The 14,971-nt window shown below is 60.4% G+C and carries 14 protein-coding genes; 13 read left to right on the top strand and 1 reads right to left on the bottom strand.

Annotated features, from left to right (window positions below; all coding sequences use genetic code 11):
- The first annotated feature begins 5 nt into the window (after positions 1–5).
- The 4 genes from ACTIGJ_RS10055 (at position 6) to ACTIGJ_RS10040 (ending at position 2,966) form a co-directional block, all read left to right on the top strand.
- Positions 6–536 (top strand): DNA-deoxyinosine glycosylase, encoded by a 531-nt coding sequence (locus ACTIGJ_RS10055; RefSeq protein WP_439640174.1) that lies wholly within the window; start codon positions 6–8, stop codon positions 534–536.
- Positions 537–765: 229 nt separating this feature from the next.
- Positions 766–1,194 carry a hypothetical protein gene (locus ACTIGJ_RS10050; RefSeq protein ID WP_439640173.1) on the top strand — a complete coding sequence of 143 codons (429 nt, stop codon included), beginning with the start codon at positions 766–768 and terminating at the stop codon, positions 1,192–1,194.
- Positions 1,195–1,465: 271 nt separating this feature from the next.
- Positions 1,466–2,350 carry a PhzF family phenazine biosynthesis protein gene (locus ACTIGJ_RS10045; RefSeq protein WP_439640172.1) on the top strand — a complete coding sequence of 295 codons (885 nt, stop codon included), beginning with the start codon at positions 1,466–1,468 and terminating at the stop codon, positions 2,348–2,350.
- 97 nt (positions 2,351–2,447) lie between these two features.
- Complete coding sequence (locus ACTIGJ_RS10040) at positions 2,448–2,966, top strand: hypothetical protein (RefSeq protein WP_439640171.1); 519 nt, start codon at positions 2,448–2,450, stop codon at positions 2,964–2,966.
- Positions 2,967–3,074: 108 nt separating this feature from the next.
- On the opposite strand, the gene ACTIGJ_RS10035 is transcribed toward ACTIGJ_RS10040, so the two are convergent.
- Entirely contained in the window at positions 3,075–3,728 is a 654-nt protein-coding gene (locus ACTIGJ_RS10035; protein WP_439640170.1) for a hypothetical protein, read from the bottom strand.
- Between the two features lie 178 nt (positions 3,729–3,906).
- Between ACTIGJ_RS10035 and ACTIGJ_RS10030 the strand changes: the two genes are divergently transcribed.
- From ACTIGJ_RS10030 to ACTIGJ_RS09990, 9 genes are all read left to right on the top strand, one after another.
- Positions 3,907–4,305 (top strand): nuclear transport factor 2 family protein, encoded by a 399-nt coding sequence (locus ACTIGJ_RS10030; RefSeq protein ID WP_439640169.1) that lies wholly within the window; start codon positions 3,907–3,909, stop codon positions 4,303–4,305.
- Positions 4,286–4,696 carry an MGMT family protein gene (locus tag ACTIGJ_RS10025; protein WP_439640168.1) on the top strand — a complete coding sequence of 137 codons (411 nt, stop codon included), beginning with the start codon at positions 4,286–4,288 and terminating at the stop codon, positions 4,694–4,696. Before ACTIGJ_RS10030 ends, ACTIGJ_RS10025 begins: the two co-directional genes overlap by 20 nt.
- 675 nt (positions 4,697–5,371) lie before the next feature.
- Positions 5,372–6,682: a nucleotide sugar dehydrogenase gene (locus ACTIGJ_RS10020; protein WP_439640167.1), complete on the top strand. Its 1,311-nt coding sequence runs from the start codon at positions 5,372–5,374 to the stop codon at positions 6,680–6,682.
- A 31-nt stretch (positions 6,683–6,713) separates the two neighbouring features.
- Positions 6,714–8,252 carry a glycosyltransferase family 2 protein gene (locus ACTIGJ_RS10015; protein ID WP_439640166.1) on the top strand — a complete coding sequence of 513 codons (1,539 nt, stop codon included), beginning with the start codon at positions 6,714–6,716 and terminating at the stop codon, positions 8,250–8,252.
- Positions 8,253–8,286: 34 nt separating this feature from the next.
- The gene (locus tag ACTIGJ_RS10010; RefSeq protein WP_439640165.1) at positions 8,287–9,462 is read left to right on the top strand and encodes a PilZ domain-containing protein; all 1,176 of its coding nucleotides are present in this window, start codon (positions 8,287–8,289) and stop codon (positions 9,460–9,462) included.
- Positions 9,463–9,469: 7 nt separating this feature from the next.
- Complete coding sequence (locus ACTIGJ_RS10005) at positions 9,470–11,245, top strand: hypothetical protein (RefSeq protein ID WP_439640164.1); 1,776 nt, start codon at positions 9,470–9,472, stop codon at positions 11,243–11,245.
- Positions 11,242–12,642: an alginate export family protein gene (locus ACTIGJ_RS10000; RefSeq protein WP_439640163.1), complete on the top strand. Its 1,401-nt coding sequence runs from the start codon at positions 11,242–11,244 to the stop codon at positions 12,640–12,642. Before ACTIGJ_RS10005 ends, ACTIGJ_RS10000 begins: the two co-directional genes overlap by 4 nt.
- Positions 12,643–12,650: 8 nt before the next feature.
- A complete protein-coding gene (locus tag ACTIGJ_RS09995; RefSeq protein ID WP_439640162.1) occupies positions 12,651–14,276 on the top strand; it encodes a right-handed parallel beta-helix repeat-containing protein in 1,626 nt (541 codons plus the stop codon).
- 45 nt (positions 14,277–14,321) lie between these two features.
- Positions 14,322–14,945 carry an alginate O-acetyltransferase AlgF gene (locus ACTIGJ_RS09990; RefSeq protein ID WP_439640161.1) on the top strand — a complete coding sequence of 208 codons (624 nt, stop codon included), beginning with the start codon at positions 14,322–14,324 and terminating at the stop codon, positions 14,943–14,945.
- Positions 14,946–14,971: the final 26 nt, after the last annotated feature.

Raw genomic sequence — 14,971 nt, 5'->3', positions numbered from 1 at the left:
GCCGCGTGGCATCACCGGTCACCAGCCTGCCGCCGCGCGAACCGCCGGCCGGGCACGCCCGCATCCTGATCCTGGGCTCAATGCCCGGCGTCGCCTCGCTGACCGCGCAGCAGTACTACGCCCACCCGCGCAACCGCTTCTGGCCGCTGATGCAGGCGCTGTTCGGCGTACCGCTGGCTGACGATTACGACACCCGCGTCACCGCGCTGAACCATGCCGGTGTCGCGCTATGGGACGTGCTGCACAGCTGCGAACGCCCCGGCAGCCTCGACAGCCGCATCGTGCGCGGCACCGAAGTGCCGAACGACATCGCCCGCCTACTGGTACGTCATCCGGCGCTTGAGGTCATCGCGCTGAATGGCGGTACGGCACGGGACGCATTCCGGCGATCGGTGGCACCGGCGCTCGGCACCCGGCTCGACGCTCTCCGTGTGCTGGCGATGCCGTCGACCAGTCCGGCCAATGCGGCGGTGGGGTTGGCGGCGCTTCAGAGTCGCTGGGCCGGGTTGCTAGGTCCGTGCGTGGGTGGCGGGTGATCTGCAGCGTGGTGCTGCGCCATTCAACGACGTGCTCGGGCGGTGAATGCACAGGCGTCGCGGGCTTATCGCACAAAGGTGAAGTCGACTGGATTCTGTCTCGAATCTGCGGGTTGTCCGCGCCACACCACGTTATCTTCCAGCATCGTCGGGCGTTTTTGCCTGATAACACTCCGATTTGATCGGCGATTTTGATGGCTAATTCAAATTAGGCCGCACCAACATTCGCATGAGCAGACTCAAGTTTCCGGATCACTTCCCACCAACGAATCCGTGGAAGAAGTTTTTCATTGGGGTCCGGTGGCTGGGACCGGATCTCTCGTTCTTCGGCCCGTTGAAGCGAGCGCAAGCGAGTCGCACTCCGGAATCAATGGCGATTTGGACAGGAAGGCAACTTGAGGTGGCTAGCGCGATTGGCGATTTACTTGCTTGTTGTCTTGGGTGGAAGTCGCCTTACTTCATGCCTGATGACATGGTGGATGTTGTGTTTCACGGTCCCTCGTTCGACTCCACTGACCCGGAGAGCGTCTTTGAAGCAGTCGTTGAAATGCTAGACGAGCGCTTCTCGATCCGGCCAACGGAAGAGTTCTGGCGTGGTCATGCGAACAGTACCTTTGGGCAACTGGTCGAAGGAATCGTCGCACACGGTGCAGCCTAACCCTTCGCTCGAGCGAGATAGCCCGGATAGAGGAACGCGAAATCCGGACAGCTTTCACTTCGCAGCCACCGTCTCCCGGATTTCGCTTCGCTCTATCCGGGCTACGCCGCTGCGGCGGGTCATCACCGGTCCTATGTCTTCGATCAAGGTCACGCAGATAGCTCGGACAGATACGTAGCATCCGCTTCGCGCATGATCACGCCATCACCGACCTGCAGAGTTAGCGCGCAAAGCGCACGCTATTTCTCGTGCCCCCCACTATCCCCCGGCAATGCTCAGCTTCCACACCCTCGACGTCTTCACCGAAACCCGCTTCGGCGGCAATCCGCTGGCCGTGGTGCTGGATGCCGATGGCCTGAACACGCGGCAGATGCAGACCATTGCCCGCGAGTTCAATTTGTCGGAAACGGTGTTCGTGCTGCCGCCGACGCGGGCGGAAGCGCTCTGCCGGCTGCGCATCTTCACGCCGGATGTGGAACTGCCGTTCGCCGGCCATCCAACCGTCGGCACGGCCTGCGTGCTCGCGGAGCTGGGGCTGGCGCCGCAGGGTGAGGACGTGCGCTTCGTGCTGGAGGAGAACGTCGGCCCGGTGCCGGTGCGGGTGCAGCGCGAGGTGGGTCGTGCGCCCTACGCGGAGCTGACCACGGCGGTGCTGCCGCAGCGCGGGCAGGAGCCGTGGCCGTCGAACGCGGTGATCGCGGCGATGCTGGGGCTGAGCGAGACGGATATCGGCGAGGTGGCCACGGTCAGCTGCGGCGTGCCGTACCTGCTGGTACCGTTGCGGACGCCGGAACTGCTGGCGGGCGTCGAGATGAACGTGGCGCTGTGGCGCGAGCATCTGCACGGCCGTTGGGCGCATCACGTCTATGTGACGGCGCAGGGTTACGAGGGCGAGATCCGCGCCCGGATGTTCGCGCCGGGCTCAGGGGTGATCGAGGACCCGGCGACCGGTTCGGCGGCGGTGGCGCTGGCCGGGCGGATGGCGCTGGAGTCGACGATCGAGAACGGCACGCTGCGCGCGGTGATCCATCAGGGGCTGGAGATGGGCCGGCCGAGCGTGCTGCACATCGAGGCCGATCGCGTGGGCGGGGCGGTGAGCGCCGTCCGGGTCGGTGGCCACAGCGTGGCGGTGCTGTCGGGCAACCTGCGGGTCTGAGCGCGGCCGCTGTCACCAAGCCGCGCATAGGCCGCCGCTATACTCCGGCAACACCCGAGCATCAGGCGTCGGGACCCCGCTCACGGAGATGCACGCGATGACCGATTCATTCCGCCGCCTTGCCCGGCTGGACGAGGAGTTCCCCGGCCTGCTGGCAGCGTTCAAGCCAGCGTTGAAGGGCTTGATTCCGGACGACATCAACTTCACCGAGGATTCCTACGACGAGCTGTTCATCATCCTCGCGATCGCGGCGTACTACGCGCGCGATCCGAAGCTGCGCAAGCAGTCGGCGAACCGCACCGGCGGCAATCCGAAGCTGGTCAGTGTGGTGATGGACGAAGGCCCGCAGGACAAGGATCTGGCGCTGGTCGACCGAATTCTCGACCGCATCGCGCCGTACGTGCCGGTGAGCGTGCTGCTGGCATCGCTGAAGACCATGCGCGCCAACCAGGACGAATTGTTCAAGGCCTACCACCAGGGCATCGAGCGGATCACGTCCGACCTGTTCCGGATCGCCGCCGGCTTCGCGCCGAACACGGCCTGCCCCGCCGCGCTGGTCAAGTGGGCATCGGGCCCGCTGCGCGCCGAGATCTACGAGCAGCTGCACAAGAGCTGATCGCGGCAGCCGACACGAAAAAGCGGCCGGTCATCCGAGATGACCGGCCGCTTTTTTATGGCGCGGGTCGCTGCCCGAAGCAGCGCCCGCGCCGTTCCGCCGTCTGGCTTACTGGCCGCCCTTGGCGCCGGCTTCGACGTTGACCGAGGCATCAACCTTGGCGTTGGCGGCGTTCGCTGCCGCGCCAGCGGCGGCGTTGACGCCAGCGCCCGCCGCGCCGCCGGCCGCATGCACCGTCGACCCGACCGCTGCCTTGGTGCCGACCGCCGCATCCTTCGCAACCCCGACGCCGGCCTTCGCCGTATTGCCGACCACGCCGGCCGTGCCCTTGACGGCATCGCCGGCAACGCCAGCCGTACCCTTCACGGCACCACCGACAGCACCTGCGGTGCCCTTCACGGCCTTGCCGAGACCCAGGCCGAGGCCGACGCCGGCCTTCGCGCCCGCCTTGCCCGCTTCGACGCCGGCTGCGGCATCGGCCTTGGCATCAACGGCCGCCTGGCTGGCGGCGGCGGCATCCGCCTGACCGGCGGCGGTGGCCTTGCCTGCTGCGGCCTCGGCCTTGAGCTTGGCGTTGGCGGCAGCGGCGGATTCGGCATCCAGCTTGGCCTTGGCGGCGGCATCGACATTGGTATTGAGTGCGCCGGCATTGACGCCCACGCCAACGCCGGCACCGGCGTCGAGACCGAGCGCCAGCGACGGGCCGGCAGCGGCAGTGAACAGGGTGGCGAGGATCGCGGCGGGGATCAGTTTGCGGTTCATCGGATGACTCCAAACGTGGGACCAACTGCTGGTAGAGAGCGTCGGCACGGCCTTGCTGGCCTGAATTCGACCCGCGCAGAATGCATCAGCTTGTCTGAACACGTCATGAATGCTGCGTCAGGCCTGAACTGCGGTCCGACGTCCGACCTCCCTGCCCTCCTTCTCTCCTGTCCTGACCATGCCGCCGATCCCGGAAGTGCCCGTGAATCCCGACAGCGCCCGACGCTGGGCCGAGCACTGGATCGCCGCGTGGAATGCGCGTGACGTCGAGGCCGTGCTGGCACTGTTCGCCGACGACTGCCGGTTTCACAGCCCCAAGGCGGCGACCCTCACGGGCCGCGGCATGGTGTCGGGAAAGGCGGCATTGCGCGATTACTGGACGCGTGCGGTCGCCGCGATCAGCCAGCTTCACTTCGAACTCGAATCGGCGCACTGGGATGGTCATGGCCGGACGCTGCTGATCCGTTATCTCGCGCGGCTGGGTGGACCTGCCGTGATCGCCGCCGAGGTATTCGACTTCGCTCCGGAAGGCCGCGTTCTGCGCGGCACGGCACTGTATGGCGCACCGGCCGACTGAAGCCCCGGCGCGGCGGCGGCAATCCGCGCACGAGCCGGCCGCCGATCTGGATGCTGCCGAAGCCGCCCGCCGAGCCATCCTGTCGACCATCGAACGGATACCGGCCGGCCGAGTCAGCACCTACGGCCAGATCGCCTGGATCGCCGGCTATCCCGGCCGCGCCCGCCTCGTCGGCCGGGTGCTGGGCGGCATGCTCGACGCCGGTTCGACGACGCCATGGCATCGGGTGATCAATGCCTGCGGGCAGATTTCCTTGCCCGCCTTCAGCGACGCCCACCGTGAACAGAAGCGACGCCTGCGCGCCGAAGGCGTGGTGTTCGAGAACGATCGGGTCAGCCTGCGTCGCTTCGGCTGGCAGGCCGCTGGCAGCGAATCGCCGCTGATCGATTGAGCGGTGATTGCCTTGCCCGGCATCCGGCTCGCTCTCTGCGGCAACAGGCAGCTAGGCGCCGAATGCACGCGCGATTCTGGCGGCGGCCAGCTGCAGGTGGAAACTGCCCGGCTCGGCGACCGCGCGGTGGTAGGCCAGCCACTCAATTCAGACAAGTTTCCCGGTCGACATCGGCGGCAGGGCGGGCCGTGAACACGAAATGACGGCGGTGGCTCCGGCTCGGCAGAATGATCGCGCAACACGGCCCGAACCGCCGGGTGACCGGGGGTCGCGCGTTCGACATCGTCCTTCAAGCGTCGTCTGAGGACCCGGATAACTTGCCAAAATGTTGGTTTTGTGACGCTGTCGGCGATAGCGGCGCGCTAGTGCACTTTTGTTCCTGTGACAGCCTGCAGGGACTCCGTATACTTGTTGCGCTGCAGCGACCACGCGGCCGCGGTCCGGCGCCGCCCTCGCCACGATGTGGCTGATGGCGTGTCGGAAATTCCTATCCCGACCAAAGCCTTGCGCCTCGGAATATTGGGTGTGGCGCGAAACGTGCAATCGGCAGAGAACCTTCGGGGCTTGCTCAAAGCGGCGCAAGCAGCTCCGCTGGCCACATCGTCAATGTCGTAACTTGATTATTTTCGAGCGCTCTGCGGAGCGCGATCGATCCGGACAACCAGGGAGTCAACAGTGCAAATCAGCATTTTCGGAATGGGCTACGTCGGTGCCGTCTGCGCGGCGTGCCTGTCGGACTACGGCCATGACGTCATCGGCGTCGACGTGTCCGCGCTGAAGGTCAAGCTGATCAATTCCGGCCAGTCGCCGATCGTCGAGCCAGGCCTCGGCGAACTGCTGGCCAAGGGCGTTGCCGCCGGCAAGCTCAAGGCCACCACCGATACGGAAGAAGCGATCCTCGGGTCTTCCCTGACGATGATCTGCGTCGGCACGCCGAGCAAGCGCAACGGCGACCTCGACCTGCGCTACGTCGATCAGGTGTGCCGCGAAATCGGCGCCGTGTTGAAGACCAAGGCCGCGCGCCACACGGTGGTGGTCCGCAGCACGGTGCTGCCGGGCACGGTCAAGAACGTCGTCATCCCGGCGCTCGAGCAGTCGTCCGGCAAGAAGGCCGGCGTCGACTTCGGCGTGGCGGTGAACCCGGAGTTCCTGCGCGAAAGCACCGCGATCGCCGACTACCGCGAACCGCCGATGACGGTCATCGGCGAACTCGACGCGGCCTCGGGCGAAGGCCTGGCCGAGATCTACTCGGTGCTGCCGGCGCCCGTGTTCCGCCGCCCGGTCGAAGTGGCGGAGATGGTCAAGTACACCTGCAACGTCTGGCACGCCACCAAGGTCACGTTCGCCAACGAGATCGGCAACATCGCCAAGGCTTGCGGCGTCGACGGTCGCGAAGTGATGAAGCTGATCTGCGAAGACGACAAGCTGAATCTGTCGGCCTACTACATGAAGCCGGGCTTCGCCTTCGGCGGCTCCTGCCTGCCGAAGGACCTGCGCGCTCTGAACTACCGCTCGACGCAGGTCGAGTCGGACAACCCGATGCTGGCCTCGATCATGCGCAGCAACGCCACCCAGGTCGAGCGCGCGTACAACCTGATCGCCGGCTTCGGCAAGCGCAACGTCGCCCTGCTGGGCCTGGCATTCAAATCCGGCACCGACGACCTCCGCGAAAGCCCGCTGGTCGACCTCGCCGAAATGCTGATCGGCAAGGGCTACTCGCTGAAGATCTTCGACCGCAACGTCGACCACGCCCGGGTGATGGGCACCAACAAGGACTACATCGACTCGAAGATCCCGCACGTCTCGAAGTTGCTGACGTCGAGCCTCGCGGACGTCGTCGACAGCGCCGAGGTCATCGTGCTGGGTAACAAGGACCCGGAATTCGCCGAGGTGGTGGCCAAGCTGAAGCCCGGCGTGAAGCTGGTCGACCTCGTCGGCTTCATGCAGACGACTTCGACGGCCGACGCCCAGGGCATCTGCTGGTAAGTTCGTCCCCCGCCGTCCCCGCGAGCCCGTCATGAGCGAATCCAGCCCGGTTGATGCACCGCAATCCGATTCTTCGTGGCAATCGTTGCTTGACGATGCTGCGGGCTGGCTGCTGCTGCTCGCAGCCGTGGGAGGGCTGGCGCTGCTGCTGCCCGGCTTCACGTTCGATCCGGCCGAGTCCCACTTTCTGATCGCGGTCGGCGTCGTCGGGCTGTGGAGGTACGCACTTCGCGCATTGCATTTCGTACGGGCGATGTGGTTTCTGTACGTGGCTTATCCGCGGATGCGCGAACGGGCGGTGAAAGCCGGCGCAGCCTCGGATCCATCGCACGCCTATTTCATGGTCACCAGCTTCCGGATCGACGTCGAGACGACGGCCCGCGTGTATCGCGCGATCTTGGAGCAAGCCATCGAATGCGGCTACCGCAGCACCGTCGTTGCCTCCATCGTCGAATACGGCGATGAGTTGCTGTTGCGCGCGCTGTGGGAAACCTATCAGCCCCCTGAACGCATCTCGTTGAAGATCGTCCGCATCCCCGGCACCGGCAAGCGCGATGGTCTGGCGCACGGCTTCCGCGCCATCGCCCGCGATTGCCCCGATCACCGTGCACTCGTCGCGGTCATCGACGGCGACTCCGTTCTCGTCCCCGGCATGATGCGCAAGTGCGCGCAGATGTTTCATCTGCTGCCGGACGTGGGCGCGATGACCACCAACGAGTTCTGCACGGTGCTCGGCTCGAAGCTGATGAGCGAGTGGCACAAGCTGCGCTTCGCGGAACGCCACCTCAACATGTGCTCGATGGCGCTCAGCCGCCGCGTGCTGACGCTGACTGGCCGCATGTCGGTATTCCGCGCGCAGATCGTCACTCAGCACTCGTTCATCTCGGACGTCGAGAATGACTCGATCCTGCACTGGCGCCTCGGCCGCGTGAAGTTCCTGACCGGCGACGACAAATCATCGTGGTACAGCGTCGTCAAACACGGCTGGCGCACGTTCTATTTGCCGGATGCCGCGATTCAGACCATCGAGCATCCGCCCAGCCCGAGCCTCTGGAAGAGCAGTCGCACGCTGATGTTCCGCTGGTACGGCAACTCGCTGCGCCAGAATGGTCGCGCCCGCGAACTCGGACCGACCCGGCTCGGCTGGTTCACCTATTACGTGTTGCAGGATCAGCGAGTGCAGATGTGGACCGGCCTGCTCGGTCTGCTTGCCTCGCTGCTCGCCAGCATCCATTTCAACTTCAATTACCTGATTGCTTTCCTGGTCTGGATCGCGATTACCCGCTGTCTGATGTGCGTGATGCTGATGGTGGCAGGGCACCGGGTCGGGCCGATGTACCCGCCGCTGATGTACTACAACCAGATCCTCGGATCAGTCATCAAGATCATCGTGTTCTTCTTCCCCGATCGCCAGTCCTGGACGCGGCAGAAGACCACGCTGACCAAGCACCTTGACCCGTTTCACGCCCGCTTCAACACGCTGTCGTCCCGGATCATGCTGTTCTCTGCCTGCAGCGTGTTCGCGGCAGCAGTGATCACGATCGCGACTTTCAAATCATCATTCGGCTGATCAGTCCCCACTCTCACGTCACGGAAACACTTGCATGGCTCAATCCAGCCCCTCCCGGATCGTCCACGAATCCGAAGCGCAACGTCAGTTCGTCAGAGTCAAGCTGCCGGCGACGATCCAGTTCACCTCCGATGGCACTCGCAAGCAGTTTTCGCTGCATGACATTTCGGCCGGAGGCTTCAGCTTTGATCCTGGTCAAACTCCGTTCAAGGTCGGCGCGGTGTTCACCGGCCACGTAGTGCTGAATGTTGATTCGGTCGGCTTCACGATCCCGGTGACCTTTGAGGTCCGCACAGTGGACGCCCAGACCGGCCGTGTCGGTTGCTTCTTCCAGGAACTGGGCATCAAGGAAGTCTCGGCGTTGCGGCAGATCATCACCTCGTTCCTCGGTGGCGAACTGGTCAGCACCGGCGAAATGCTGACCACGCTGTCGCGCGAAAACTTCGTGCGTGCACGCAGCGCTGGCGGCGGTCTCAGCGCTGGCGGCAAAATTCGCGCGGTCCTCGGCACTGCTGTAGCACTTGCCGTCGGCGTGATTGCCTTTGGTTACGCTTCTTTCAAACTGTACGATTTGGTCTTCGTAACTCACGCAACGGCAGCGAAGGTTGCGGCAACGACATTCACCATCTCGATGCCTCGTGACGGAACATTCTTTCCTCTGGTCGAGGAAGGTGGATCCATCAAAAAGGGGCAAGCTACCGGCCAGTTCGAAACTGCCCTCCTCCAGGTGGTCGAGGGAATCTCCGGCTCCTTCAAGCTCACCGCCCAGCAGCTGACGGAACTGGTGGGGCAGCAGTTGCGCGGCTCCATTGCTAGTCCTTGTGATTGCATTGTCCAGAAGTCATATGCAGTCGGTGGCCAGTACGTGCTTCGCAACCAGGCCGTGATGGAACTGGTGCCAGAAGGAACAAAGCCATACATTTTGGCCCGATTCCACTACGACCAGATGAAGCGACTCCCGATCGGCCGTGAAGTCGTTCTGAGAGTCAACGGATCTTCGGAAACCCTCACCGGCAAAGTCACCAGCCTGCGAGTGCTTCCGGCACCGACCATCGACAGCAATGGTCTGAACGACCTAAATGGTCTCGACACGAGCGCAGCCATTACTGACATCATCGTTGTCATTACCCCAGATGTCGAACTTGAAACCAGCAGAATCGATCAGCCGGTCGAGATCTTCGCCGATCCGCTGCACAAGTACTTCTGGTGATGGTGTGATGCGTAAAGTCGTCATCGCCGGACTCACACTCGTTAGTGTCGTTGGTGCGGGCTGCTCGTCGGTCGGCTTCAACACAGGGCTACCGGTATTGACCAAAAATGGGCGAGGCATTCTTGTCAGCGAAACGGCAGGACCACCAGATCTTGAGCGTGGACGACATGCCCGACTAGTCGGGAAGCCGCAGGAAGCACTTCTGGATCTCAAACCACTTGCTGAAGCCGGCTATCCAGACGCGATGACGTTGTTGGCAGCGACGTACCTTGATTTTGGTACCGTCGATTCTCGAGCTGAAGCCGAAAAATGGTATCGACGTGCGCTCCACGCGCGACCGGACGCCGGCTTGTCTCTCGCACGACTTCTGATCGGTTATGGCAAGCGTGATTATCTTCCTGAAATCAACTCGCTCATCGACGATGCCGCGCGCCGTGGGAATGAAGAAGTCGACAGCGTCAAGCTGCAGCGCTACATGCAGTTCCCCGATCTCGACACCAAGAACGACGGCGACCTTATCGCTCAACGTGGGCTACGGTCGGATTTTGTAAGCGTTCAGGTTCAGTCGCTCGTATGGCTGCGGCAGAATATCGCCAAAGGAAACAATGCTGCCCTCCTCGAAGCGAATTGCCGGACTCTGCTAAGTGTCGAACCGGGTTGCTACATCGACCTCGCACACTTCTACAGGTATCAGCACAAGCAAGATCAGCTTGAAAAGATTCTCGACGCTGCTTTGCTCGCGTTTGCTGCAGGTGCCAACAGCACCGCACAAATCGACGACTCAGCACGTCTCTATCAGCCGCCAACGCAGTACGCGTCGCTGGCTGGTCGCCTCGCAGCTGCAATGGTCGACGAGATTAACGAAACCAGCGACGGCGATGTACCGGAGCAGGAGAGCGCGGCTGCTTCCCCTGGTCAACCCGATCTGGATTTTGAGGACGACGATTTCGAGGGTACCAACCCGAAAGCGCCGTCAGCCGCTGACGTGTCGGTCGCTACTCCGGAACGCAAGGAGCCACCTGCGCCTGGTACCGCCCCCGCTGAGGGCAATGCGTCTTCGCAGAACGTCGAACTGGCGAACAAGGTCTTGAGGTGGATGCTCGCACGGGGTGGCGAGTTCTCTGTGGAAGCGGCCATCGTTGCCGTGCATTATCCGTTCCTCCTTCCTGACGTAGATCTCGAAGCGACTCTGCGCCCCGCAGCGAACGACAAAAACCCTGCGGCTGTTTCAGCCCTTGCCGACCTTCTGTTCAATAGCCAAAGAATTGCAACCCGCCGCCCGCTCGAAGCGGTTGCACTTTATAAGCAATGTCTGGGTTACGTCGCCACCGAAACGCGTGCGAACTCACGGCTAGGTCGGGTGTATTCCATGGGAATCCTCGGCGATCCCAATCCGCAAATGGCTCTGAAGCACTACTTGAAGGCAGCACGGGCTGGTTCGGTCGAATCGTATGCAAGCCTCGCTCGGATGTTTCTCGGCATGTCGGGTATTCAGGTCAACCGAGTCAATGGGTACGTCTTTGCAAAGCGATCTGATGACGCCGGACGACCGATGATGATGCGAATTCGCAAGCTGAAGCGCCTGAACGAGCTGAAACTCGACCTTGAGTCTGCCGACATGTTTGAGGTGCTCCAGGTAAAGCTGCTTGATCAGATCACCAGCGAAATGACGGCAGCCGAGCTTGCCGAGGCACAACGCCTGTATCAAATGGAACGTGCAATCCAGCCGGTACTCAAGCAGCCCATACCGTCTGACATCTACACCAGAGGCCAACAACAATGACAACAAAATTCTCTGCAGCCTTAGCTTCTGCCGTCCTCTTAGCTGTGCCGCAGGCGTTTGCCCTGCAGATTAACAGCGCGCTTCGAACTGCCGTCGGCGGGCAGGCAGATGGCCCCCGCGACTTGGGTCAGAACGATCTATCGAGCAATGAAGTTGTTTACTTGAATTTCTCACCTCGAGTTTCAATCGAGTTCAGTCAGGATTGGACGATGTACCTCCGTGGGAGAGCGTTTCTCCCCTCAGGTGATGTCATTGACAACGATGAAACTCAGTCAACCCTGCAACGCGAGACAAAAAGCTTTGTCAAGTTAGACGAAGCCTGGATTCGCTATAGCGGATTCACTAGCTACCCTGGCGAATCTGTGAGAATCGGGCACCAATTCGTCCGCGAGAACGATCGCAGCTGGCTGGGTCGTGACGTCGATGCGATTTATTGGGTCCTCAATACCACTCGGTTTACATCCAGCGCCGGCGTCTTCTACCAGTTTTCGCCATATCGTTCCGACGGCATTGACCTTCCGCCAGAACAGCGTAAACGGATGTACGGCCACGGCAATTTTTCGACCGATTGGCTCCCGGAACATCAGGTCGGTTTCCGAGCGCTGCATGCACGCGATGTCGATGGCTCATTGCCAAGCCTCGCTGCGACAACAGCAGCAGACTCGAAGCTCGAGGCCGTCAATCTGACCTGGCTGGGCGTCTATTTCAGCAATGGTTATCTGAATGCTCGCAATCCCAATTCGATCAAGTATTGGGCCGATGTCACCTATTTGTTCGGAAATACAGTAACAGCAGGTCTGGCAAGCGATCGATCTGTCGCGCGATTCAATCGGCAAAGCATTGGGGCAGTCGCAAGCACCGTCGCCGTTCGTTGGCGTCCGGGCGTTTTGCCAATTTCGGTTGGCGCCGAGTATGCCTACAGCGGCGGCGGCGGAAAGAGTCAGTACCGCCAGAGTGGAATCCAGGGCAATTCGGTTCAGTTCACTGGTGCCTCCGCCAGTTCCTATCGATATAACGAAGCATTGAGAGCTCAGCTTGGCAATCTTCGAATTGCCACTCTTTATGCGTCTTTGAACCTGCCTTCAAACGATTTCTCCATCGTCCTTCAGAAATTTAACAAGGACGATCGCTTCGCCCCGATTGTGACGAACAATTTGTCGGTCGGCACCGTCGGAGGCTCAACCGATGTTGGATACGGTCTCGATTTCGTCGCAAGCCATTATCTGCAAATTCCTGCAGTACTACGAAGCCTCGACGATGGCGGCGGCCTGGTGACTGAAGATCCGCGGTCATCAATTCGCCTTCGTGCTTCATTGTTCAATCCAGGAAACGCCTACGCCGCCGGGTCCGACATTAATTATCGAGTCATCGTTGAGGCGACGCTATGGTGGTTCTGAGCCGCCAGATGCTGGTCAAGCTGATTGCGTTCTCATTCGCAATTGTTGTTGCCATTCAACCCTGCTATGTAAATGCAGCGGCTGATGACGATGCGGGTCAGGACGCTGATGGCGCCTTGAACGATGAATCATACGGCGAGGACGGAGCCGATGATCTGGAAAGCAACTCGAACTTACGAAAGCTGACGGACGCCGAAGTTCGAGCGGCGTATGCGCTCAAGAAAGAAGAGCCCGAGTCACTTCCCGCATTTCAAGCACCGAAGCTCCCTGATCTCAGCGGCTACAACTACGGCGCTGTCTTGCGCAAAGTCGACAAGAGCAAGAAAGGAACGGTATCCCTCGGTTCAATTCTTTCTGAACCGGGATTCAAGGTTCTTACCTATAACGGATCGGTTGGGCTCTCGGCATTCGCTCGACTTCAAGGTGGCGGACTCCGTGCCATTGTTATCAGTGGCGGCTTAGTAACCCTCAAGGATATTGCGGCTGCGATATCCGGCGACTATTTCCAGGACCTTGGCCAAGGCAGGTATCTCGCACGGCTCCCCATCCTTGTTCGCCACGGCGCTACGTTACTCGTTGACAAATCGGTCAAACAGTTTCGGCTCGGCGCGGAAAAGGGCTCACTCCTCTCAATTGAAGGGCGTCTGGTACTGAGTGATTCGGAGATTGTCGGCTGGGACGAAACTCGCAATCGAACTGCCGAACTAAAAGACCCCAAAAAATTCCGCCCGTTCATCGTGAGCTGGGGTGGATCCGATATATATCTTGCACGCAGCCGCGTAGCACATCTTGGTTATGCCGCGAAGAAGGCCTATGGCCTCTCGCTTTCTCAGTATGGCTCGCTTCAGCTTCAGTCAAAGGTATGGCCCCGTCCCACTGGATGGATTATCGAAACGGTAATCGAGGACCTTTGGTACGGTCTATACACATGGGAAGCTGACGGCGTTGTGATGCATTCAAATGTCATGAAGAACAACATACTTTATGGCTTTGACCCTCATGACCGCTCGCGACATCTCATCATCGCGAACAACGATGTTTACGGAACGAAAATCAAGCACGGCATCATTATTTCCCGTGAAGTCAACAACAGTTGGATTTTCGGCAACAGGACTCATGACAACCATAAGGCCGGGATTGTTCTAGATCGTCAATGTTCAAACAATGTTGTCGCAAACAATATCGCGACCCAGAACGGTTCAGATGGAATCATCATATCTGAAAGCTCAAAAAATATTGTTTGGAACAATGTGGTTTCCGGAAACAACAACCACGGCATTCGGCTCAGGAACAGTACAGAGGTACGCGTGCAGGACAACGTGGCTCTGGCAAATGGATTGACCGGGGTGTACGGTGCTGCTGTTGATCTGTCAGGAACCACTCGTGATTTCGTCCACGACTCTTACACGAAACAGCTGGGAATGACCGTTGTTGGAGGACAGTACACTTCTAATGGAAGTGGGCCGTTCGGCTTGGACTATCCGACGAAGGCGTCGTTCTATCAGGTGGACCTCAGGACACCGCAGCGGCAGCTGGGATTCAGATTGGGCGGGATGCTTCCGCCGTTTCAAATTGAACTTCTGGATATATTGCTGAATCAAAACAAGGTTGCTGTTGTCCAGGCTAGAAAGTAACTCATTCCGCACCAGTTCATTTTTGAATTTCCCGAGGAAAACATCATGGTCCGACTAAAAACTTGGTTTGGTGCTCTCATCTTTCTGATGACAGCGGTACTCCCGATGCAATCGCAGGCGCAGCTTTATGCAAAGGGTGCGCCTCCCGGATCGGCGTTCGTCCGCGTTTTGAACGGTACAGCCGCGCAAAGCCCGTCAGGCTTTATCGGTGAAACTGCACAACCTGCGCTGCCTGCTTTCACTGCAGGGCAATTTATCTTTCTGCCGCCTGGCGACTATCCCGTACAGCTCGGCAGCAGGAAAGAAACATTCAAACTTGAAGCCGATCGCTTTTACAGCATCGCGTATCTTCCGGACTCGATGCGGAGTTTTCAGCTCGAAGGCTTCAAGAGCCAGCTGAAGGCAATGGTCATCATGATGAATCTCCTGCCCGACAGAACACTGTCGTTGAAGACGGCGGATGGCAAGGTTACCGTCCTGGATGCCATTGCCCCCTTCAAAGCTGGACAGCGGGAGATCAATCCGCTCTCAGTTTCTCTTGGTCTTTTTGATGGAGATAAGAAAATCATCGATGTTCCTGCGGCCACGTTCGAACGTGGTAAGGCGTCGAGCTTGATTGTCGGCGGCACTTCTACTGTCCCGATCCTTGCTTGGGATGAGCAGAAGTAAACGTATAGGTCTGAGCTAACGCGGGA

Source organism: Nevskia sp., from assembly GCF_051860985.1.
Lineage (GTDB): Bacteria > Pseudomonadota > Gammaproteobacteria > Nevskiales > Nevskiaceae > Nevskia.
The sequence above is the reverse complement of the archived record's forward strand: the minus strand, read 5'-3'. Positions and strand labels throughout refer to the sequence as shown.

Bases quoted from the DNA above. Each gene is read 5' to 3' on its own strand.
- ACTIGJ_RS10035 (WP_439640170.1), bottom strand. From the start codon at position 3,728: ATGAACCGCAAACTGATCCCCGCCGCGATCCTCGCCACCCTGTTCACT.
- ACTIGJ_RS10050 (WP_439640173.1), top strand. From the start codon at position 766: ATGAGCAGACTCAAGTTTCCGGATCACTTCCCACCAACGAATCCGTGG.
- ACTIGJ_RS10000 (WP_439640163.1), top strand. From the start codon at position 11,242: ATGACAACAAAATTCTCTGCAGCCTTAGCTTCTGCCGTCCTCTTAGCT.
- ACTIGJ_RS09990 (WP_439640161.1), top strand. From the start codon at position 14,322: ATGGTCCGACTAAAAACTTGGTTTGGTGCTCTCATCTTTCTGATGACA.
- ACTIGJ_RS10030 (WP_439640169.1), top strand. From the start codon at position 3,907: ATGCCGCCGATCCCGGAAGTGCCCGTGAATCCCGACAGCGCCCGACGC.
- ACTIGJ_RS10040 (WP_439640171.1), top strand. From the start codon at position 2,448: ATGACCGATTCATTCCGCCGCCTTGCCCGGCTGGACGAGGAGTTCCCC.
- ACTIGJ_RS10015 (WP_439640166.1), top strand. From the start codon at position 6,714: ATGAGCGAATCCAGCCCGGTTGATGCACCGCAATCCGATTCTTCGTGG.
- ACTIGJ_RS09995 (WP_439640162.1), top strand. From the start codon at position 12,651: ATGCTGGTCAAGCTGATTGCGTTCTCATTCGCAATTGTTGTTGCCATT.
- ACTIGJ_RS10045 (WP_439640172.1), top strand. From the start codon at position 1,466: ATGCTCAGCTTCCACACCCTCGACGTCTTCACCGAAACCCGCTTCGGC.
- ACTIGJ_RS10025 (WP_439640168.1), top strand. From the start codon at position 4,286: ATGGCGCACCGGCCGACTGAAGCCCCGGCGCGGCGGCGGCAATCCGCG.
- ACTIGJ_RS10010 (WP_439640165.1), top strand. From the start codon at position 8,287: ATGGCTCAATCCAGCCCCTCCCGGATCGTCCACGAATCCGAAGCGCAA.
- ACTIGJ_RS10005 (WP_439640164.1), top strand. From the start codon at position 9,470: ATGCGTAAAGTCGTCATCGCCGGACTCACACTCGTTAGTGTCGTTGGT.